Here is a 21,356-nt window from a genome sequence, read left to right as displayed (position 1 = left end):
CGGGGCGCTTGCGGACCTGGCTATCCCGTGACCAGCCGGATCTCCCGAGTCTGCACCTGCGTAGCCCGCTCCAGCACGAACGCCCGCGCATGCCGGCTCAACTCGTCGAAATGCCGGTCACGCTTTTTCTCTGCCTCGACCATCGCCTTGCGCCCGTGCTGCTTGAGCAGATAGCTGTGGATCTGCTGCACCTCGACCGTCCGCCACACCGGCGCGACGTCGAGCATCAGCAGCACGCCGTCGCCCGGCGCCGCGCCGCTGGCCATCAGCACCTGGGTATCGCGCACGCCCACCACTGCGAAGCCGAGCGCTTCGAAGCACGGCACCTTGCCCTGGCCGCAGGCCAGTTCGATACGGTTGTAGCGCTGGCGAAGGTGCTCCAGCAGCGACCGCGCAATCCCGCGTCGGCGCAGGTCCGGGCGCACCGCCATCCAGGCCACCGCGCAGGCGCTGGGCTCGCCGTCGATCGGCAGGCACAGGGCAAAGCCGTGCAACTGCTGCGGATCGTCGTCGGCGCAGGCCAGCAGCAACTCGACCGGCAACCGCGAGCCGCCCAGGGCTTCGAGGTACAGGTGCACTTCGAAGCCAAGGCCGTACTGATAGAGGTTGTACAGCGGATTGCTTGGCGGCAGGGCGGTGCTGCTCAGTTGGCTGAAGTCATCCACCACCCACTGCAGTAGTTGGCTTTTCAGCGGTTCTTCGGGCGGGGTCTGGAGCAGGGTGACAACAGGCATCGGGCGGGCAGTTCCGGAAAAAGGGCGGGGCGCCAGTCTACAGCAGCCCCGCCCGGAGTTCCCGCGCTTACACGCGGAAGCGCCCGACCAGCGCCGTCAGTTCCTTGGCCAGCCCCGACAGGGTGTGGCTCGCCGCGTTGGTCTGTTCGGCGCCTTCGGCCGAGCGCGCCGAGAGTTCGCGGATGTTCAGCAGGTTGCGGTCCACTTCACGGGCGACCTGGGCCTGTTCCTCGGCGGCGCTGGCGATCACCAGGTTGCGCTCGTTGATCTGGCCGATGGCGGCGTAGATGCCTTCCAGCACCTGCTCCGACGCCTGGGTGGTGTCGAGCGCGGCGCGGGCCCGTTCGGCGCTGGTGTGCATGGAACTCACCGCGACTTCGGTGCCGCTCTGCACGCTGCCGATCATCTGTTCGATTTCCTGGGTCGATTGCTGGGTGCGGTAGGCGAGGGTGCGGACCTCGTCGGCGACCACCGCGAAACCGCGCCCGGCCTCACCGGCCCGCGCCGCTTCGATGGCAGCGTTGAGGGCCAGCAGGTTGGTCTGCTCGGAGACGGCGCGGATCACTTCCAGCACCTTGCCGATATCGCGGATCTCGCCGGCCAGCAGTTGCAGGCGCTCGCTACCGGCCTGCACTTCGCCGGCCATGGCCTGGGTGCCGTCGAGGGTTTCGCTGACCTGGCGACGGCTCTGTTCGGCAAGGCGGTTGGAGTCGTTGGCGGCCTGTGAAGTGGACACCGCATTGCGGGCGACTTCTTCGACGGCGGTGGTCATCTCGGTCACGGCGGTGGCTGCCTGCTCCAGCTCTTCGTCCTGGCGGCGCAGGCTTTCGGCGCTTTGCTCGGTCACCGCGTTGAGGGCCTGGGCAGCCTCGGCCAGTTGTCCGGCGCAGCCGCTGATACGGCCGAGGGTGTCGCGCTGGCTGTGCTGCATGCGCTGCAGTTCGGCGAACAATTGGCCGATTTCATTGTTGCCCGGCACCTGCACCGGCTCGCTCAGGTCGCCGCCGGCGATGCGCTGGAAGTGCCGGCCCGCCTCGCGCAGCGGTCGCAGCACGCGCTGCTGGATGAAACTCCAGCACAGCGCCGCGAGCAACAGGGTCACGGCCAGCAGGGCGAGGCTGATGATCTGAGCGATGTGCAGTCGTCGCTCGGACTCGGCCATGACCTGCTGACCGCGCTCGCTGAGGGCCTTGACCAGTTCCTGGCGCAGGTTCTGTAAGCGGCCCATGGCGTTGCCGGCATCGACGTTGACCGCAAAGTAATGGTCCAGCGAGTTCGCCAGGGTCGCTTCGCGCTGGCCGGCGACGGCTTTGGCGTAGGCGGCGAAGGTACGTTGCAGGTCGTCGGCCACCGGTTTCAGGGCCTGGTCCTGGACATTGGCGACAAAGGCGTCGACCAGTTTCAGGCTCTCGCCGATCAGTTCTTCGGAACGCACCAGGCGGGCTTTGGCGCTGTCGGCGTGGCCGCCTTGCTGTTCGATAAAGCCCGAGGACACGTTGGCGCTGGCGCGGATGGCCATCAGTAGTGCGTTGTTGAGCCGGTCGGACTGGTGCGCGGTGTCGTCCAGTTCGTTGATCTGTGCGTCGCTGCCCACCGCGCCGCGCCAGGCGCTGACGGAGGAAAACAGCAGGGTCAGGCTGAACAGCGACAGCACCCAGAACATTCCGGTGCGGATTTTCAGGTCGACGAACATGCGGGCAAGGCTCCTGTAGGCAGTTTCAAGGTCCGTCACTTTTTGTACCGGACGGTTCAATGGCTATCGGAGGCGCACTGTGACGACTTGAGGGGTGCAAGCGGGGTTTGGTTCGATTATCGAACGGAGATTACCGGTTGATGCTCGGCGCAGGCGCGGCGGTATTCGCCGGGGGTGACGCCGTAGGCTTGCTTGAACTGGCGATTGAGGTGGCTCTGGTCTGAGAAACCGAGGTCGAAGGCCACGTTGAACGGCAGGCCGCCGTGGCGCAGCAAGGTTCGCGCCCGTCCCAGGCGACGTTGCTTGAGCCAGGCGTGCGGTGGCAGGCCGGTGGCCTGGCGGAACACCCGGGCGAAATAGAACGGCGACAGGTTCACTGCGGCGGCCAGTTCTTCCAGTGACGGCGGGCAGTCCAGGCGGGCGTCCATCAGCTCGCGGGCGCGGATCACCGCCAGCGGCTCGTTGCCCGGCGTGCGCGCATCGCCCACCTGGGCGTGGCGTTGCATCAGCAGCAGCGCCGCTTCGCGCCAGGCCGATTGCTGCTCCAGCGCACTGGCGCCGCCCTGGGCCGAGCGGTGCAGGCCGATCAGTGCGGCATGCAGTTGTGGGTCGTGCAGCACGCTGCCAGTGAACGTGGGCGTGCCGCCGTGGCGAATATCCAGTTCGTCCAGCACGTTGGTCAGGTGGGTGATGTCCGGGTAGGAGCCGCGGTAGCTCCAGCCCGCTTCGTGGGCGCGAGCGCCGGTGTGCATCTCGTCCGGGTTGATCACCACCACGCTGCCCACCGGCGCCACATGGTCGGCGCCGCGGTGCCAGAAGCACTGCGCGCCCGCTTCGAGGGCGACGATGGAATAGCCTTCGTGCACGTGCGGCGCGAAGCGCTGCTGGAAGTAGCGAGCCTGCAGCAGCTCCAGGTTGTCCAGCGCTGCGGCTTGCCAGAAGTGGGTCTGTTCCCGGGATGCAAGGGTCATGGCGAACCGCCCAGCCACCAGCGATAGACGAAGAAGAAACCCATGCTCAACAGCATGCTGAGCAGGGTGTTGCGGGTCCAGAGTACCAGTCCGGTGGCCACCAGCGAACCCAGCAGGTAGGGATTGAGCGGGTCGAGGTTGAGCTGGTGGTCGGGCAGAAAGATGATCGGTCCGCAGATGGCGGTGAGCATGCCGGGCACGGCAAAGCCGAGGAACTGCCGCGCATTGGAGCTCAGGCGCAGCGGCAGGCGCGGTTCGAGAAAGGCGTAGCGGTTGAGAAAGACGATCAGGCCCATGGCGACGATCAGCAGGAAAACCATCAGCGTGCCCCCCAGAGTTTTTGGCAGATGAATCCGGCGGCCATGCCCAGCAGGCCGGCGAGGACCAGCGCGGTTTCCCAGTGCCAGTGGCTGAACAGCACCGAACAGAACAGCGACACCGCCACGCACACCACAGTCGGCACGTTGCGCACGCATGGGGCAATCAGCGCGACGAAGGTGGCGGTGATGGAGAAGTCCAGGCCGAGCTTGTCCAGGTGGGGGATGTTCTGGCCGAGGATGATCCCGGCCAGGGTGAACAGGTTCCACGCCAGGTAGAAGGTGAAGCCGACGCCCAGCGCATACCAGCGGTTGAACTGCTCGCGGTCGTACTGGCTGACCAGGGCGAAGAATTCGTCGGTCAGCAGAAAGCCCAGGGCGACCCGCCAGCGGCCCGGCAGCTCGGCGATCACCGGGCGCATCGACAGGCCGTAAAGCAGGTGCTGAGAGGTCAGCAGCAGGGTGGTCAGCAGGATCGACGCCAGGTTGGCGCCGCCCTTGAGCATGCCGATCGCCACCAATTGCGCGGCGCCGGCGAAGACGATCGCCGACAGGCCCTGGCCTTCGAGCGGAGTGAGGTTGGCTTCGATGGCCATGGAACCGGCCAGCAACCCCCAGGGCGCGACGGCCAGGGACAGCGGCATGCTGGCGATGGCGCCATGGAGGTAAGCGGTGCGGGCGAGGCGGGATCCGGACATGAGCGACAGCATGAGTGTGGATGGTCAGACAGGATGCCAGAGCGCTGCCCGGCTGGATTGAACAATCTTGCTCAGCTCAGGCTTGCTCGATTCAGGGAAGGTGATTGACCACCTGAGGGCGCACGGCGCGGCAGCCGTTGATCTCCACCGCCTTCTTCTGATAGCTGGCGCGCTGGTTGGGGTCCAGGCCGGCGAGCAGGCGATAGACCTCAGCCTGGAAGTCGCGCTGGCGCCCCCATTGCAGCGCCAGCCCTTGCGGTCGTTCGCTCAGACACTGCAGGCGCACTGCCGGCTGCGGGAAATAGCCGGCGTACAGCGAGTCGCGGGTCGGCACTTGTTCCAGGGCCTGGCGGTATTCGGCGCTGTTGCGCAGGTCCGGGCACCAGTTGCCCACTTCCAGCGCCGCCGGGGTAAAGCCCTGGGACAGGCTGGAACGCAGCAGCGGGCAGGCTTCGGTGGCAATCTGATTGACCGGCAGGTGGGTGATGTAATGCAGGGCCAGGCGGTACTCGGCCACCGGGTGATGCAGCAGCGCCGCACGTTGCAGCAGCGCCACCGCCGGTTGCAGGGCCTGGTCCAGCGACTGCACCTTGCGGATCAGTTCCTGATCATTGGGCGCGGTATCGGTTGGCAGCGCGTTGCTCTGCGCGTCGGCTTTTTCCAGCAAGGGCAGGGCCTGACGATACAGCAGGTCGGCGTGGGGATCGATGACGGGCCCGCCGGCCACGGCCATGACGGGCAGCAGGCACAACAGGGAGAGCAGGGAGCGATCACAACGCACGTGGTAGATCCTTGTGCCCGGAGAGATAAGGGCTGGAAAAGGCTGGGGTGCAATTCATGGTGATAGGCACTGTCCGTAGTGAATGAAGCGTTTCCTGTGAAGGCGCATTCTAGCGAGAGAGGCAGCGCGCCGAAACCCGTCGCGCTGTCGCGCCGATAAGGGGCGCCCCGGGCCGGTGGCTCGGGTAGACTCCGTCCCCTTTGGACGAATGTGGTCGAGGAAACAGCGGTGCAGGTAGAACAGGGCTTTGTCCTGACCCGTCATTGGCGGGATACGCCGCAAGGCACCCTGGTGGAGTTCTGGCTGGCCACCGAGGCGGGGCCGCAGCGTGTGCGCCTGCCGGCGCAGACCTCGGTGGCCTTCGTTGCGGCGGATCAGCGCGAACGACTCGGCGAACTGCTGCGCGGCGAAAAGGACGTGGAACTGCGCCCGCTGGCACTGAGGGATTTCGCCCAGCGCCCGGTGCTCGGCCTGTATTGCCGCCAGCACCGGCAACTGATGCAACTGGAGAAACGCCTGCGCGGCGCCGGCATCGAGTTGCTGGAGGCGGATATCCGCCCGCCCGAGCGCTACCTGATGGAGCGCTTCATCACCGCGCCGGTTGATTTCAGCGGCCAGCCCGACCGCGACGGCGTCTGGCTCGACGCCCAACTGAAACCGGCCAATGACTACCGTCCGCGGCTGAAACTGGTGTCGCTGGACATCGAGACCAGCGAGCGCGGCGAGTTGTATTCGATTGCCCTGGAAGGCTGCGGGCAACGCCAGGTGTACATGCTCGGCCCGGCCAATGGCGACGCCAGCTTCATCGATTTCCAGCTCGAATGGTGCGACAGCCGCGCCGAACTCCTGCAGCGCCTGAACGGCTGGCTGGCCGAGCACGACCCGGACGCCATCATCGGCTGGAACCTGGTGCAGTTCGACCTGCGTGTCCTGCACGAACACAGCAAGCGCCTGAGCGTGCCGCTGCTGCTGGGCCGCGACAGCCAGCCCATGGAATGGCGCGAACACGGCAGCCGCACTCACTACTTCGCCAGCGCGGCCGGGCGGCTGATCATCGATGGCATCGAGTCGCTGCGCTCGGCGACCTGGAGTTTCTCGTCTTTCAGCCTGGAAAACGTCGCTCAGACCCTGCTCGGCGAGGGCAAGGCCATCGACACGCCGTACCAGCGCATGGACGAGATCAACCGCATGTTCGCCGAGGACCGCCCGGCGCTGGCCCGCTACAACCTCAAGGACTGCGAACTGGTGACGCGGATCTTCGACAAGACCCGGCTGATGGACTTCCTGCTGGAGCGGTCCACGGTCACGGGTTTGCCGGTGGACCGCAGCGGCGGTTCGGTGGCGGCGTTCTGTCACCTGTACATCCCGCTGATGCACCGCCTGGGCTTTGTCGCGCCGAACCTTGGCGGCCGCGAAGGCGAGGCCAGCCCTGGCGGCTTCGTCATGGATTCGCGGCCGGGCCTCTACGAATCGGTGCTGGTGCTGGACTACAAGAGCCTTTATCCGTCGATCATCCGCACCTTCCTCATCGACCCTGTGGGCCTGGTGGAAGGCCTGCGCGAACCGGACGACGAACACTCGGTGCCGGGTTTTCGCGAGGCACGCTTTTCGCGCACGCAGCATTGTCTGCCGGCCATCGTCGAGCGCGTCTGGCAGGGCCGCGAGGCGGCCAAGCGCGACGGCAACGCGCCGTTGTCGCAGGCGCTGAAGATCATCATGAACGCCTTCTACGGCGTGCTCGGTTCCAGCGGCTGCCGCTTCTTCGACCCGCGCCTGGCGTCGTCCATCACCCTGCGCGGGCACGAGATCATGCAGCGCACCCGCAAGCTGATCGAGGACCGTGGCTACCAGGTGATCTATGGCGACACCGACTCCACCTTCGTCTGGCTCAAGCGCGCCCACGACCAGGACGAAGCCAGCCAGATCGGCCAGACGCTGGTGCGCGAGGTCAATGCCTGGTGGCGCGACCACCTGCGCGAGCAATACGGCCTGGAAAGCGCCCTGGAATTGCAGTACGAAACCCACTACACACGCTTTCTGATGCCCACCATCCGTGGCGCCGAGGAGGGCAGCAAAAAGCGCTATGCCGGCGTGGTGCAGCGTGCCGATGGCAGCGAAGAGGTGATCTACAAGGGCCTGGAAACCGTGCGCACGGATTGGTCGCCGTTGGCCCAGCAGTTCCAGCAGGCGTTGTATTTGCGCATCTTCCGCCGCGAGCCGTACCGGGAATTCGTCCGCGAGTACGTGCAACGCACCCTGGCCGGCGAACTGGATGAGTTGCTGGTGTACCGCAAGCGTCTGCGCCGGCCGCTGGATGACTACCAGCGCAATGTTCCGCCGCATGTCCGCGCGGCACGGCTGGCTGATGCCTTCAACGACAGCCTGGGCCGGCCGCAGCAGTACCAGAATGGCGGCTGGATCAGTTACGTCATCACCACCAGCGGCCCGGAACCCCTGGAAGCGCGGCGCAGTCCGATCGACTACGAACATTACCTGAGCCGCCAGTTGCAGCCGGTGGCGGACGCGATATTGCCGTTCGTGGGGGATGATTTCAGTGGGTTGATCGATCGGCAGATGGGGTTGTTTCAGGACTGAGCGGTTTGCGGGCATGGCTCACCACCCTGTGGGAGCCGGTCTTGCCGGCGATGAGGCCGGCTCAGGCGATGATGTCGTCTGGTCTGGCGCAATCGCCGGCAAGCCGGCTCCCACAGGGTTGGCTCAAGCACCCGCCATCCCAAATCCATCAGCTATCCTTTTGACACCGGAAGTTACTTTTGTCCCGTCCACCAGATGATTGCGTTCGTTTAGGCTGCGGCCTTCGGATCTTTCCTACAGGTCTGTAGTCATTTGTTACGAGGAAAAAAGAAGGAGAAACACATGCTTGCCCGGTCACTGACCCTCGCCACTCTGCTCGCCATCGCCGCTCCCCTGGTTTTCGCCGATGACGCCCCTCTGGCCCAGGATCTGGGCAAGGCTCGTCCCCTGGTGGTGATAGCCCCCAGTACCGCCGACCCGGTGTTGCGCGGTATCAACGACGCGCTCAAGGAGCCCGCCGCCCAGGCCGGATTCAAGGAGCGCAATCTGGTGCTCTACAGCGTCGCCGGCATGGTCGGCAAACGTGATGACAAATTCCTCGAACAGCAGACCACCATGGCGCTGATCCGCGAACTGTCCTTGGGCGCGCGCAACGGCACCCAGGTGATCCTGGTGGGCAAGGACGGTCAGAAGCACGAAATCAAGCATGACGGCACGCTCGATGCCAAAGAAATTTTCGCGGCGGTGGATGCCCTGCCGGCCGAGGAAAAAGCCATCACCGCACCAGAACCGGTGCCGGTCGCCGAGACCAAGGCCGGCAAGCCCGCCAAGGCCGGTGAGCCTGCAAAACCGGCCAAGCCGGCCAAACCCCTGCCACCGCCCAAGCCGCTGGACGACTGAGTTCCAGGCCGCTCGAAAAACGGGCTGAAAGCTATAAGTTGCAAGCTGCAAGCTGCAAGAAAGAGCGGGTATTGCGCAGGTCGGTTTGTTCTTGCCGCTTCCCACTTGCAGCTTGCAACTGCGTTTCAGTGCAGGATCTGCGCGAGGAAGTCTCGCGCCCGCGGGCTGCGCGGCGCATTGAAGAAGGTCTCCGGCGGCGCGTCTTCGATGATCTGCCCGCCGTCGAGGAACAGCACCCGCTGCGCCACTTGCCGGGCAAAGCCCATTTCGTGGGTCACGCAGAGCATGGTCATGCCGCTGTCGGCCAGCTTCACCAGCACGTCCAGCACTTCGGCGACCATCTCCGGGTCGAGCGCCGAGGTCGGCTCGTCGAACAGCATGATCTTCGGCTTCATGCACAGCGCCCGGGCAATCGCCACGCGCTGTTGCTGGCCACCGGAAAGCTGGCCGGGGTACTTCGCCGCCTGGCTGGAGATGCCGACCTTGTCCAGGTAGAACTGCGCCAGCTCCTCGGCCTGGGCACGGCTGAGGCCGCGCACGCTCATCGGCGCCAGGGTGCAGTTGTCCAGCACGCTCATGTGCGGGAACAGGTTGAAGTGCTGGAACACCATGCCGATTTCGCTGCGCACTTTCGTCGCCTCACGGCTGTTGCCGGCGAGGTCGGTGTCGTTGACCAGGATCTTGCCATGCTCGGCGACTTCCAGGCGGTTGATGCAGCGGATCAGGGTCGATTTTCCCGAGCCCGAGGGGCCACAAAGGACGATGCGTTCGCCCTCGTGCACCGTCAGGTCGATACCGCGCAGCACATGGTAGGGACCGTAGTATTTCTCCAGGCCGCTGATATGCACCGCGACGTTGCGCGAGTCGGTGGTCGCTTGCGGGGCTGCGGCAAGGCTGAGTGAGGCGCTCATTATTGTTGTTCTCCGGCGGGTGGGCGGAACTCAGTTGAAACGCTCGGCGCTGTAGGGCGCGGGGTCGGTAAAAGGCTGTTCGCCGGTCATCATTTCGGCCAGCAGGCGACCGCTGACCGGGCCCAGCGTCAGGCCGTGGTGGGCATGACCGAAGTTGAACCAAAGACCCGCGTGGCGGCCCGCCGGGCCGATCACCGGGCGCATGTCCGGCAGGCACGGGCGGCGGCCCAGCCACGGGGTTTCTTCGATGCGCTCACCGAGCGGGAACAGTCCACGGGCCACGGCCTCGCAGCGCTGTAGCTGGATCTCGTTGGCGGCGTCGCCACTGGCAGCGAACTCGATGCCGGTGGTCAGGCGGATGCCTTGTTCCATCGGCGCCAGCACGAAGCCGGCCTGGGCATCGCAGATCGAATGGGTCAGTTGTGCGCCGGCGCGGGCTTTGTAGTGCGCGTGGTAGCCGCGCTTGATTTCCAGCGGAATCCGGTAGCCCAGCGGCTTGAACAGTTCGGCGGCCTGCGGGCCGAGGGCGATCACCACTTCCGGCGCGGTGATCGGACCACGGCGGCTGTCCACCTGCCATTCGCCGGCGATCTGGCGCAGGCTGCGCGCATCACCGTGGATGAACTGGCCGCCGCGCTGCACGAACAGCGCCGCGTAGGCCCGCACCAGGGCGCTTGGGTTGCTGACGGTCTTCGGGTCGCGCCAATGAATGCCGCCCACCGCGCCCTGGGTCAGGTCGGCTTCGCGTTCGTGCAGTTGCCTGCGGTCGAGAATCTCGAAGACCAGTCCATAGGACTTCAGCGCTTCGGCGTCGACCTTGGCCGCCTCGAACGCGGCGTCGTTGCGGTAGACCTCGATCCAGCCGTTGGCCTTGACCAGCGACTGCACGCCGGCCGCCTCGATCAGCGCGTCGTGTTCTTCGACGCAACGCTCCACCAGCGGCAGCATCGCCTGGGTCGCCACGGCCAGCGGCGCGGGCGCCGAGTTGCGCCAGTAGCTCAGCAGCCAGGGCGCGGCCTTGGGCAGGTAGCGCCAACTGAAGCGCACGTCGGATTGCTGGTTGAAGCCGTAGCGCACCAGCCTCGGCAGCGCGCGCGGGAAGGAATAGGGGATCACGCTGGAGCGCTCGATCAGCCCGGCGTTGCCGTGGCTGGTGCCGCTACCGGGTTCATCGCGGTCGATCAGCACGACCTTGCGGCCGCGCGCCTGCAGGTGCAGGGCGGTGCTGACGCCGACGATTCCGGCGCCCAGAACGATGGTTTGGCAGTGCATGACAAGATCCTCTACGGCAAGGGTTCAGCGCAGGTGGCGGCCCAGGCGGGCTTCGATATGTTTGAGGCTGCGTCGCACGATCTCGACGATCAGCAGGTAGAGCACGGCGGCCCAGAGGTAGATCTGGAAGTCGAAGCTGCGCGAGAAGGCCAGCTTGGTCACGCCCATCAGGTCGTAGATGGTCACCAGCGAGGCAATGGCGCTGGCCTTGATCATCAGGATCAGTTCGTTGCCCAGCGGCCCGATCGCCACCACCAGCGACTGCGGCAGGATCACCTTGAAGAAGGTGGTCGAGCGTTTCAGGCTCAGTGCGCTGGCTGCCTCGTATTGCCCGGGCGCCACGGCCAGCAGACTGCCGCGAAAGATCTCCGCCTGGTAGGCGGCGGTGTTCAGGGTGAAGGCCAGCAGGGTGCAGAACCAGGCATCGCGGAAGAACCACCAGAGGCCGACGTCCTGCCAGAAGCTCTTGAACGAACCCAGGCCGTAATACAGCAGGAACAGTTGCGCCAGCAGCGGCGAGCCGCGGAAGAAGTACACGTAGGTGGCGCTCAGGCGTTGCAGCGTGAGGCTTTTCGACATCCGCGCCAGGGCCAGCAGCATGCCCAGCAGCGCGCCGAGGGTGAAGGAGATCGCCACCAGCTTGGCGGTCACCAGCAGGCCGTCGATAAAGCGCGGACCGTAGCGCTCCAGCAACTCGGGATTGAGGAACAGGGCCAGCAGTTCGTCGAAGCTCATGGACGGGCGCTCCGCAGGTGGCGGCTGAAGTGGTTCTCGATGAAGTGGAAGACCCGGCCCGACAGCGCCGAGAACAGCAGGTAGCAGAGGCAGGCGACGCCGTAGAACAGCATCGGTTCCTTGGTCACGCTGACGGCCAGGTTGGTCTGGCGCATCAGGTCGACCAGGGAAATGGTCGAGACCAGCGAGGTGTCCTTGAGCAGCGACAGCCAGTTGTTCGACAGGCCGGGCAGGGCGATGCGCAGCAGTTGCGGGAATACCACCTTGCCGAACGCGGTGCGCTTGCCCAGACCGAGGGCGGCGCAGGCTTCGTATTGGCCCTTGGGCACGGTCTTGAACGCGGCCAGCCAGATTTCGCTGGAGAACGCGGCGAACACCAGGCTGAAGGCGACCATGGCGGCGAGGAAGGTGTTGATCATCACCTCGCCTTCATAGCCCATGGCGGCGAGCATTTTCTGCGCGGCGATCTGGCAGCCGTAGTAGATGATCAGCAGCGTGAGCAACTCCGGCAGGCCGCGGAACACCGTGGAAAACACCGTGGCGAAAGCCCGTGGCAGGCGTTTTTTCGAGCGCGCGGCGAGGGCGATGCCCAGCCCCAGCGGCAGGCCGATGGGCAGGCAGGCGAGGGCCAGCGCCAGGGTCACCAGGGCACCGGCGAGCAACGCCTGACCCCAGCCGCCGCTGGCGAAGGAGAGGAGTGACAAATGTTCGAGCATGGGCGAAGCCTCGGGAGCAGTTTTGAGAGCCGGGCTATCGCGAGCAAGCTCGCTCCTACAGGGAGGGGGGAGAAAGGTGTAGGAGCGAGCTTGCTCGCGATAAGGCCGTAAGCAGCCCTAAACGGTCACTGGTAGATATCGAAGTCGAAGTACTTGCCCGCGATCTTCTGATACGTCCCGTCCGCCACGATGGCATCCAGCGCCTTGTTCAGCCGCTCGCGCAGAGCTTCGTCTTCCTTGCGCACGGCAATCGATGCGTCGGCGCGGGTGCCGTCGACATCGCCGAGGGTCTTGCAGCAGTCCTTGCCGGCCTTGCCCAGCCATTCCAGCAGCGGGAATTTATCGGCGATCACACCGTCGAGGCGGCCGGCGGCGAGGTCGGCGTTGGCCTCGTCGAGGGTCGGGTACAGCTTCACATCGGCACCGGCCTTGCCGTACACGTCTTCGGCATAGATGGCCTGGGTCGAAGAGGCCTGGGCGCCGACGGTGTAGCCCTTGAATTTGGTCTGGGCGTCAGTGATTTCGCTGTCTTTCGGTACAGCGACCGACAGCGGGGTGCGGTAGTAGTGGTTGGTGAAGGCGATCTTCTTGCGCCGTTCCTCGGTGTTGATCATCGACGCGACCACGGCGTCGTATTTGCGCGCGATCAGGGCCGGGATGATGCCTTCCCAGTCCTGGGCGACCACGGTGCATTCGACTTTCATCTGCTCGCACAACGCCTTGGCGATATCGACGTCGAAGCCGTGCAGGTTGTTGTTCGAATCAACGTAGTTGAAGGGCGGGTAGGCGCCTTCCGTGGCGATCTTCAGGGTCTCGGCCTGGGCCGACGTGATGCCGGCCAGCAACAATGCGCAGGCCCCTGCGAAGCGAAGAACAGGTTTCATGTGACACCTCGGTCTGTAGTTGCACTCTCTTGCTATTGTTTTGCCGTTGACGTGTAGCCAACGAACTCGTTGTGTAGAGCGGCAGTTGCGTCCAAGCGTTTTTCAACATCAGGTCCGAGTTTCTTGCAGACCTCGTTGACCATCAGGTGAGCCCACGACAGCATCGTCGCGGTGGACTCCCAGAACAGGTTGAACTGGGTGGGAATGCGGAACACCTCGTCGGCATTCGCATCGGCCCAATCACAGAAGGTGTCGGTAACCAGTGTTACCGGGATGCCCGCCTCGCGTGCCTTGTGACACAACAGCAAGGCATGGCGGGAATAACGTCGCGCCTCGAACACCACCAGCGCGCACTGCGCCGGATCGCCCAGCAGCACCTCGCCGAAATGCCCGGCGCTGCCGTCCACCACCTGCACGCCGTCGCGCAGGTATTGCAGCAGGTGGGCCATGCAGTGGGCGATGCCGCGCTCGGTCTGAAAGCCCGCGACGAACACCCGCGGGCGCTGCGCCAGGCGCGTGGCGACACGGTCCCACTCGGCGGTGCGGCTGTATTCGTAAACCCGCACCAGCGCGGCGACTTCCAGTTCCAGGCTGCGGCTGCGGTCTTCGCGGTCATCGCTGGAGTGTTGGCGGAATTCTTGCAGCCGATCGCCCACCAGCCAGGGGCCGTCACCGAGATCGTCCTTCAAGTCCTGCTTGAGTGCCTTGAGGTGCTCGTAGCCCAGCGAACGGCAGAAGCGCCCGACGCTGGACTCGCTGACGCCGATTTTCTCCGCGAGGCTGGCGGAGGTTTCGAACGGCAGGTCGGTGAGGTGGGCGAGCATGTAGGTGGCGATCTTGCGACCCGAGGCGGACGCATTGGGCAGGCTGCTTTCCAGGCGTTGCTTGATGGGTTGGCTCACGGGCGATGCTCGATGACGGTTGCGGTGGAAGAGAAAATGAATGTTTTCTGTCATCAAGTCAATATTTGACAGCTAACTGTCAAAAAGAGGAAAGTCCGAACACCGTCATCCCTGTTGCCCAGTCCAATTCCAATCATCGGAGCTACAGAATGTCCGCACCTGCCACACAGATTCCCTTCAACCAACTTGAAACCCTGCTGCAGCGCATTTTCGTGCGCCACGGCACCAGCGAGGCGGTGGCCCGCGCGCTGGCGTTCAACTGCGCCAGCGCCCAGCGCGATGGCGCCCACAGCCATGGTGTGTTCCGTATTCCCGGGTATGTCTCGACCCTGGCCAGCGGCTGGGTCAATGGCCAGGCCGTACCGAAAGTCGAGGATGTGGCCAGTGGTTACATCAGCGTCGATGCCGGCGGCGGCTTCGCCCAGCCGGCGCTGGCCGCCGCTCGCGACTTGCTGGTGAGCAAGGCGCGCAGTGCCGGCATCGCGGTGTTGGCGATCCATAACTCGCACCACTTCGCTGCCTTGTGGCCGGATGTCGAGCCCTTCGCCGATGAAGGTCTGGTGGCGCTGAGCGTGGTCAACAGCATGACTTGCGTGGTGCCGCAGGGCGCCGAGCGGCCGTTGTTCGGTACCAACCCGATTGCTTTTGCCGCACCGTGCGCGGGCGGGACGCCGATCGTCTTCGACATGGCCACCAGCGCCATCGCCCACGGCGATGTGCAGATTGCTGCGCGCAAAGGTGAGCTGTTGCCCGAAGGCATGGGCGTCGATCGTCTCGGCCAGCCGACTCGCGACCCTGCGGCGATCCTCGACGGTGGCGCGCTGCTGCCGTTCGGCGGGCACAAGGGCTCGGCGCTGTCGATGATGGTGGAGTTGCTGGCGGCAGCACTGACCGGCGGCAATTTCTCCTTCGAATTCGACTGGTCCCAGCATCCCGGCGCCAAGACCCCCTGGACCGGGCAACTGCTGATCGTCATCGACCCGCGCCTGGCCCAAGGCGAACGTTTCGCCGAGCGCAGCCGCGAACTGGTGCGGCAGATGGAAGCGGTGGGCGTCACCCGCCTGCCAGGCGAGCGCCGCTTCCATGAGCGGGAGAAATCAGCGCGTGAAGGCGTGAGCCTGACGCAGGAAGAACTGGAGCAGTTGCAGGCGTTGAGCTGATAGCCGCTTGCGGCGTGCGCTCAGATATTGCCCACGCCGCCGTCCACCAACAGTTCCGTCCCGACCACGAACGACGACTCATCCGACGCCAGGAACACCGCCGCCTGGGCCAGCTCCCATGGCTTGCCCAGGCGCCCCAGCGGCACCAGTTGGCGGATGCTGTCGCGCAGGGCCTGCTCTTCTTCCGGTGGCAGGCCGAGCTTGCCCAACGCGGCGGTGTCGGTAGGGCCGGGGCTCAGGCCGTTGACCCGGATACCACGGCCGATCAATTCCCCCGACAGGGTTCGCGCCAGTGACAGCAGTCCGGCCTTGCTGGCGGCGTAGGCGCTGCTTTGCGCCAGGCCGATTCGGGCGCTGACCGAGCCGCAGAGGATCACCGAAGACGGGTCGTGCAGCAGCGCCAGCAGCGCCTGGATCAGGAAGAACGGGCCCTTGAGGTTGGTGTCCTGCAGGCGGTCCCAGGTGGCTTCGTCCCAGTCTTGCAGCGGGCGATGGGTGACGTCGCCGGCGTTGATGAACAGCACGTCCAGACGCGGCCAGTGCTGTGCGAGGGTGTCGGCGACGCGGCGTTGCCCGGCGATATCGCCGGCGTCGCTTTCGATCAGCAACACCTCGTCGCCGAGGGCGTCGCCGGCCAGACGCAGGGCCTCGGCACTGCGTCCGGTGATCGCCACCCTGGCGCCCTGGGCGAGAAACTGCCGCGCGGTTTCCAGGCCGATGCCGCCCGTGCCGCCGGTGATCAGGGTGTATTTGTCTTTGAGTCTGCTCATGGAAATGGCCTTTGCCGAGGTGAGTCTGAGGGCCGCCACAGCGGCCCGGATCGCTTAAACCGAATCAACGCTGGCTAGCGGCCTTGCCCGGTTCACCAGCACGACCAACCCCAGCAACACCAGGCCGCTGGCTGCGGCCAGCAGCACCATGGTGTTCTGGTAGCCGGAAACAAAAGCGCTGCCGCTGTGCTGGAACAACACCGCCGTAATCGCCAGGCCCAAGGCGCCGGCGAGGTTGTGGAAGGTCCACGACATGCCCATCGCCACCCCGGCATCCTGCGCCGGCACCGAGGCCATCGCCGCCACGGTGGACGGCCCGAGAACGCACGCCCAGCCCGCGCCCATCAGGGCGAAGGCGGCGATTACCAGCGGCCAGGCACTGTCACTGGCGAAGCGCGTTTGCAGCAGCGCCGATGCCGCCAGCAACACGAAACCGGCCAGCAACACCGGCCGCGTGCCGTGGCGATCCGCCCAGCGTCCGGCCCAGGGCGACAACAGCGCCAGCACCGCAGTGGTGGGCAGCAGCAACAGGCCGACGCTGGCGGCATCGAGGCCGCGTACCTCGGCGAGGTACAACGGCATCAGCAAGAACGCCGGGCAGTAGAAAAAGGCCAGCCCGCCTGTTGCCAGGCAGGCACCGGTAAAGGCCGGTCTGGCCAGAAAATCGAAGCGCAGCAGTGGCGCTGGCACACGGCGCTCGGTCCATACCAGCAGCCCCGAGAACAACAGCGCCAGGGCGAACAGCGCCAGCACCGACGGCGACGACCAGCCCCAATTGCCGCCCTGCACCAGCAGCAAGACCCACAGCGGCAGGCTCAGGCTGAGCAGCGCCAGGCCGGGCAGGTCGAGGCGCTGGCCATCGCCCTCGGCGGCGGATTCGCGCACATGGCGCCAGCACAGCAGCAGGCCGATAGCGATCAGCGGCACATTCAGCAGAAACACCCAACGCCAGCCCAGAGTCGCCACCAGCAAACCGCCGGCCACCGGCCCGATCGCCAGGCCGAGGCCGTTGGCGCTGAACAGCAGACCGATGGCACGACCGCGCCGCGCTTCGTCGAAAGCGTTGCTGACAATTGCACTGGACGCGGTGTACAGCACCGCGCAGGACAGCCCTTGCACCACCCGCCAGAACACCAGCGTTGCGAGGCTGTGGCTGAGCCCGGCGGCCAGCGAGGCGAGGCCGAACAGCAGCATCGCGGCGAGCATCAGGCGACGGCGCCCGAACAGATCGGCCAGCCGCCCGGCGCTGACCATGAAGGTGGACAGGGCCATGACAAAGGCGGTGATCAGCCATTGCGATTGCTGCAGGCCGATGCCCAGTTCCTGGCTCAGGGCGGGCAGAGCGGTGTTGACGATGGTGAAGTCGATGCAACCGAGAAAACTGGCGATGGCCACCCCGGTGAGGGCCAGCCAGGGGTTGGGCGAGGGTACGGCGGAGGACATCAGGCAATCCTTTGCGGCGAAGGGCAGACGGGGACGATAGGCGGCGGGGGTTGGGGTTGTGAAAGACTTTTCGGGCCTAAGCTTAGGTAGCTATGCATCTCGGGGCTGTCTTGAGAGCATGAAGTGCCAGTCAGGGAATTGGCTAGTGGCGACCGGGTGCTAGTCGAGAGATCTTCAGCGTTCTCCAGATCGAGCGCCGCCCGCGCGGCGCATCGCGACGGTTCGGCGCCCCGACAAGCTCGCTCCTACATTTGTTGCAACGCGCCATGGCCTGTGAGAGTTGGGTTGCCAGCCCTTGGCGTTTGGCGATGAATCGTGGGGAGGCTGTTGGGGTCTACTCGATACCGCGTCATGCAAACAAGGCGGTCAACCATGGCTTGACAGGGATAGGTACGGTGCAACAAATGTAGGAGCGAGCTTGCTCGCGATGCGCCGCGCGGGCGGCGCTCGATCTTGAGAGCGCCGAAAAACTTCAGGCATGCACCTGGTAGCCATTACTCGGTCTTTTGACAGAGAGCCCGAACCTCACAACCCCGCCACCTGCAACTCCCGCCCCCGCAACGGCAACAACTGCCCCGGCATATCCTCCAGCAACCGCCGCGTGTAATCGCTCGCCGGCCGTTCGAACACTTGCTCGGTCGGCCCGTGATCCACCAGCCGGCCCTGGCTCATCACCAGCACCTGATCGCTGATCCCGCGCACGGTGGCGAGGTCGTGGGAGATGAACAGGTAGGTCAGACCCAGGTCACGTTGCAGGTTTTGCAAGAGGTCCAGCACTTGCGCCTGTACCGGCGCATCCAGCGCCGACAGCGGTTCATCCAGCACCAGCAATTCAGGCTCCGCAGCAAGGGCGCGGGCGATGGCGACGCGCTGGCGCTGTCCGCCCGAAAGCTGACCGGGACGGCGGTGCAGCAGGTTGCCCGGCAGACCGACCCGTTCCAGCAGTCCCAGCACGCGCTCGCGGTCATTGCGGCGCTGACCGATGGCGAACGCGCGCAAGGGCTCGCCGATGATGTCGAGCAAATCGTGCCGTGGGTCGAGGGCGGCCCAGGGGTTCTGGTAGACCAGTTGCACCCGCCGTCGATAGCCGTGGAGTTGCTTGCGCCCGGCGCCGAGGATTTCCTCGCCGTCGAAGCGCACGCTGCCGGCGCTGGCCTGTTCCAGGGCGAGGATGATTCGCGCCGTGGTGGATTTGCCCGAGCCCGACTCGCCCACCAGGCTGGTGGTGGTGCCCCGTTGCAAACTGAAACTCACGTCTTCCACCGCCGCCGGTCCATGACGGTTGAAGCGCCGTTGCAGGCTGCTGACCTGCAACAGCGCTTCGCCTTGTGCCATGGCCGGTGCTGACCGTCGTTGTTGCAGCCGCGCCAAGGGCGAAGCCTGGAGCAACTGGCGGGTATAGGGGTGTTCCGGCGCATGCCACAACTGGCTCGGCGTGCCGCTTTCCAGCAAGCGGCCATGGCGCATCACCAGGATGCGGTCGGCGCGGTCCAGCGCCACCGCCAGGTCATGGGTGATCAGCAGCAGGCTGCTGCCGCGCTCGCGCACCAATTGTTGCAGGCGGTCGAGAATCTGCCGCTGCACGCTGACGTCGAGGGCGCTGGTGGGTTCGTCGGCGATCAGCAGTGGCGGGTCGTTGGCCAGGGCGATGGCGATCAGCACCCGCTGGCACATGCCGCCAGACAATTGATGGGGGTAGCGCTTGAGCAATTGCTCGGGGTCTTTCAGGCCGACCTGATGCAGCAGCGCCACACCGCGCAGACGTGCTTCGGTCTTGGCCACGCCGTGTACGGTCATGGCTTCGACAAGCTGGGCGCCGATGGTCTTGACCGGGTCCAGCGAAGTGCCCGGGTCTTGCGGTACGAAGCCGACCAGACGGCCGCGCCGCTCGCGCCAGTCGCGTTCGTCGAGCTGATCGAGGGCTTGGCCTTGCAGCCATAACTGGCCGGTCTGCCGCACACCGGGCGGCAGCAAGCCGGCCAGGGCGGCGGCCGTGGTGGATTTGCCCGAGCCGGACTCGCCCACCAGGCAGACGATTTCGCCGGCGGCGATTTCCAGGTCCAGGTCTGCCACGGCGGCTTGCGGACTGCCGGGGTATTCCACGCCGAACTGGTGAATACGAACCCGTGGTGCGCTCATGAGACTTCTCCCTGAAGACGTTGCAGGCCGCGGGCCAGTTGCTGGGTGGCGAGCACCACGGTGGCCACCACCAGCCCCGGCAGGGTGGTGTACCACCAGGCCACCACCATGTAGTTGCGCCCTTCGGCGATCAGCAGGCCCCATTCCGGTTGCGGCGGCGGTGCGCCGAAACCGAGGAAGCTCAGCGCCGACACCGCCAGCACCGCGCTGGCGAATTCCAGTGCGGCCAGGGCCAGCAGCGGCCCGGCAGCGTGAGGCAGCACATGCCGACGCAGGTTGGTCCAGGATCCGACACCGGCCACCTGCGCCGCCTCGACAAAGGTGCGGCTGCGCCAGCGCAGCACTTCGCCACGGGCCAGGCGGGCGAAGATCGCCACGGACGACAGCCCCACCGCCAGGGCGATTTCCAGGGTGCCGAAGCCCAGTGCGGTGACGATGGCCATCGCCAGCAGCAATGCCGGAATCGCCATCAGCACTTCGACGATGACCGCCAGCACGCGGTCGGCCACGCCGCCGAACCAGCCGGCGATACCACCCAGCAAGCTACCGGCGACCAGCGCGATCAGGACGGCGATGCTGGTGGCCTGCAACGACAGCGCCGCGCCATGCACGCAGCGGGCGTAGAGGTCGCGACCGAGGTGGTCGGTGCCGAACCAGTGGCGGGCGGACGGTGCTTGCAGGGTCTGGGTCGGGTCGGCCAGCAGCGGGTCGGCGCTGGTGAACAGGCCGGGCCAGAAGGCCCAGCCGAGGACCACGAAAAACAGCGCCAGGCTCAGCGCCACTGACAGTCCGGGCCAGCGCAGCGGGCGGCTGGCGGCGAAGGCGGGTTGCAGGATCATGAACGGCTCCCTTGGCGGATGCGCGGGTCGAGCAGCGGGTACAGCAGGTCGGTAGCGAGGTTAGTCAGCACATACAAGGTCGCGGCGAGCAGCACCACGCCCTGGACCACGGCAATGTCCTGGCTGGCGACGGCGGCCTGGGCCAGACGGCCGACGCCGTCGCGGGAGAACACCGTTTCGGTAACCACCGCGCCGGCCAGCAGGTTGCCGAGCAAGGTGCCGGCCAGGCTCAGCATGGGGATCGACGCGTTATGCAGGATGTGCCCGCAGAGCAGGCGCCAGGGCCCGACGCCTTTGCTGCGCAGGGCCTGGACGAAAGGTTGCTGGCTGACGCTGGCGATCGAGCGGCCGAGCACCTGGGCGATCATCGCCGCGCAGGGCAGGGCGAGGGTCAGCGCGGGCAACACCAGGCTGGCGAGGCCGTGGTCGCCCATCGCTGGCAGCCAGTGCAGCTTGAAGGAGAACAGTTGCAGCAGCACCAGGCCGACCCAGAAGGTCGGCAGCGAGACAACCACCGCCGGCGCATTGTGCAGCGCGGTCTGCAACGGTCGCCGCCTCACCTGATGCGCCGCCAGTGCCAGGCCGATGCCCAGCGGCACCGCCAACAGCAGCGCGGCGAACGCCAGCGACAGGGTTGCCGGTAGTGCTGCGGCGAGTGTCAGCGTCACGGGCTTGCCGGTTTGCAGCGAGGTGCCGAGGTCCAGGTGCAGCAACCGCCACAGCGCGCCGCCGTACTGCTGCCAGAGACTGCCGTCGAGGTGATAGCGGGCACGCAGCTCGGCAACCTTGGCCGGGTCCACCACGCCCGGCTCTCCGCTCTGGGCCAGGAGGATCGCCACCGGATCACCCGGCAGCGCGTAGAGGATGGCGAACGACAGGGTGAACGCCGCCCACAGCACCAGCGCGGCCTGGGCCACGCGCCAGAGCAGCGCGCGTCGGTTGGTCTGGAGGGTCAT

Annotated in this window: 20 protein-coding genes; 3 read left to right on the top strand and 17 right to left on the bottom strand. The window is 66.0% G+C overall.

What is annotated here, in order from left to right; genetic code table 11:
* Positions 1-20: 20 nt before the first annotated feature.
* From DM374_RS18185 to DM374_RS18160, 6 genes are all read right to left on the bottom strand, one after another.
* Positions 21-734: a GNAT family N-acetyltransferase gene (locus DM374_RS18185; RefSeq protein WP_110971128.1), complete on the bottom strand. Its 714-nt coding sequence runs from the start codon at positions 732-734 to the stop codon at positions 21-23.
* A gap of 67 nt (positions 735-801) precedes the next feature.
* Entirely contained in the window at positions 802-2,427 is a 1,626-nt protein-coding gene (locus DM374_RS18180) for a methyl-accepting chemotaxis protein (protein ID WP_110971127.1), read from the bottom strand.
* Between the two features lie 116 nt (positions 2,428-2,543).
* On the bottom strand, positions 2,544-3,398 hold the full coding sequence (locus tag DM374_RS18175; RefSeq protein WP_110971126.1) for a helix-turn-helix transcriptional regulator: 855 nt from the start codon (positions 3,396-3,398) through the stop codon (positions 2,544-2,546).
* The gene (locus DM374_RS18170; protein WP_404821335.1) at positions 3,395-3,718 is read right to left on the bottom strand and encodes an AzlD domain-containing protein; all 324 of its coding nucleotides are present in this window, start codon (positions 3,716-3,718) and stop codon (positions 3,395-3,397) included. Before DM374_RS18170 ends, DM374_RS18175 begins: the two co-directional genes overlap by 4 nt.
* Positions 3,718-4,413, bottom strand: coding sequence for an AzlC family ABC transporter permease (locus DM374_RS18165; protein WP_110971137.1), 696 nt, complete (start codon positions 4,411-4,413; stop codon positions 3,718-3,720). Before DM374_RS18165 ends, DM374_RS18170 begins: the two co-directional genes overlap by 1 nt.
* Positions 4,414-4,504: 91 nt before the next feature.
* On the bottom strand, positions 4,505-5,146 hold the full coding sequence (locus tag DM374_RS18160) for a sel1 repeat family protein (RefSeq protein ID WP_177431573.1): 642 nt from the start codon (positions 5,144-5,146) through the stop codon (positions 4,505-4,507).
* Positions 5,147-5,422: 276 nt separating this feature from the next.
* Between DM374_RS18160 and DM374_RS18155 the strand changes: the two genes are divergently transcribed.
* Together DM374_RS18155 and DM374_RS18145 are read left to right on the top strand one after the other, a co-directional pair.
* Positions 5,423-7,789 carry a DNA polymerase II gene (locus DM374_RS18155; RefSeq protein WP_110971124.1) on the top strand — a complete coding sequence of 789 codons (2,367 nt, stop codon included), beginning with the start codon at positions 5,423-5,425 and terminating at the stop codon, positions 7,787-7,789.
* Between the two features lie 282 nt (positions 7,790-8,071).
* Complete coding sequence (locus DM374_RS18145; protein WP_110971122.1) at positions 8,072-8,629, top strand: DUF4174 domain-containing protein; 558 nt, start codon at positions 8,072-8,074, stop codon at positions 8,627-8,629.
* 125 nt (positions 8,630-8,754) lie between these two features.
* Here the strand turns inward: DM374_RS18145 and DM374_RS18140 are convergent, their stop codons facing one another.
* The 6 genes from DM374_RS18140 to DM374_RS18115 form a co-directional block, all read right to left on the bottom strand.
* A complete protein-coding gene (locus tag DM374_RS18140) occupies positions 8,755-9,540 on the bottom strand; it encodes an amino acid ABC transporter ATP-binding protein (RefSeq protein ID WP_110971121.1) in 786 nt (261 codons plus the stop codon).
* A 30-nt stretch (positions 9,541-9,570) separates the two neighbouring features.
* Positions 9,571-10,812 (bottom strand): NAD(P)/FAD-dependent oxidoreductase, encoded by a 1,242-nt coding sequence (locus DM374_RS18135; RefSeq protein ID WP_110971120.1) that lies wholly within the window; start codon positions 10,810-10,812, stop codon positions 9,571-9,573.
* Positions 10,813-10,836: 24 nt separating this feature from the next.
* On the bottom strand, positions 10,837-11,547 hold the full coding sequence (locus tag DM374_RS18130) for an ABC transporter permease (protein WP_110971119.1): 711 nt from the start codon (positions 11,545-11,547) through the stop codon (positions 10,837-10,839).
* A complete protein-coding gene (locus tag DM374_RS18125) occupies positions 11,544-12,263 on the bottom strand; it encodes an ABC transporter permease (protein ID WP_110971118.1) in 720 nt (239 codons plus the stop codon). The genes DM374_RS18130 and DM374_RS18125 overlap by 4 nt, the downstream gene beginning before the upstream one ends.
* A gap of 125 nt (positions 12,264-12,388) precedes the next feature.
* Positions 12,389-13,147: a transporter substrate-binding domain-containing protein gene (locus DM374_RS18120; RefSeq protein ID WP_110971117.1), complete on the bottom strand. Its 759-nt coding sequence runs from the start codon at positions 13,145-13,147 to the stop codon at positions 12,389-12,391.
* Positions 13,148-13,179: 32 nt separating this feature from the next.
* Positions 13,180-14,049: a MurR/RpiR family transcriptional regulator gene (locus DM374_RS18115; protein WP_110971116.1), complete on the bottom strand. Its 870-nt coding sequence runs from the start codon at positions 14,047-14,049 to the stop codon at positions 13,180-13,182.
* Between the two features lie 149 nt (positions 14,050-14,198).
* Between DM374_RS18115 and DM374_RS18110 the strand changes: the two genes are divergently transcribed.
* On the top strand, positions 14,199-15,209 hold the full coding sequence (locus DM374_RS18110; RefSeq protein ID WP_110971115.1) for an Ldh family oxidoreductase: 1,011 nt from the start codon (positions 14,199-14,201) through the stop codon (positions 15,207-15,209).
* 20 nt (positions 15,210-15,229) lie between these two features.
* On the opposite strand, the gene DM374_RS18105 is transcribed toward DM374_RS18110, so the two are convergent.
* From DM374_RS18105 to DM374_RS18085, 5 genes are all read right to left on the bottom strand, one after another.
* Positions 15,230-15,979, bottom strand: coding sequence for an SDR family oxidoreductase (locus DM374_RS18105; protein WP_110971114.1), 750 nt, complete (start codon positions 15,977-15,979; stop codon positions 15,230-15,232).
* A gap of 54 nt (positions 15,980-16,033) precedes the next feature.
* The gene (locus DM374_RS18100) at positions 16,034-17,422 is read right to left on the bottom strand and encodes an MFS transporter (protein ID WP_110971113.1); all 1,389 of its coding nucleotides are present in this window, start codon (positions 17,420-17,422) and stop codon (positions 16,034-16,036) included.
* Between the two features lie 525 nt (positions 17,423-17,947).
* A complete protein-coding gene (locus tag DM374_RS18095) occupies positions 17,948-19,561 on the bottom strand; it encodes a dipeptide ABC transporter ATP-binding protein (RefSeq protein ID WP_110971112.1) in 1,614 nt (537 codons plus the stop codon).
* Positions 19,558-20,400 carry an ABC transporter permease gene (locus tag DM374_RS18090; protein WP_110971111.1) on the bottom strand — a complete coding sequence of 281 codons (843 nt, stop codon included), beginning with the start codon at positions 20,398-20,400 and terminating at the stop codon, positions 19,558-19,560. The genes DM374_RS18095 and DM374_RS18090 overlap by 4 nt, the downstream gene beginning before the upstream one ends.
* Positions 20,397-21,356, bottom strand: coding sequence for an ABC transporter permease (locus DM374_RS18085; protein ID WP_110971110.1), 960 nt, complete (start codon positions 21,354-21,356; stop codon positions 20,397-20,399). The genes DM374_RS18090 and DM374_RS18085 overlap by 4 nt, the downstream gene beginning before the upstream one ends.

Origin of the sequence: Pseudomonas huaxiensis, assembly GCF_003231275.1 — a bacterium.
Classification (GTDB): domain Bacteria; phylum Pseudomonadota; class Gammaproteobacteria; order Pseudomonadales; family Pseudomonadaceae; genus Aquipseudomonas; species Aquipseudomonas huaxiensis.
This window is presented reverse-complemented; position numbering and strand designations above follow the sequence as displayed.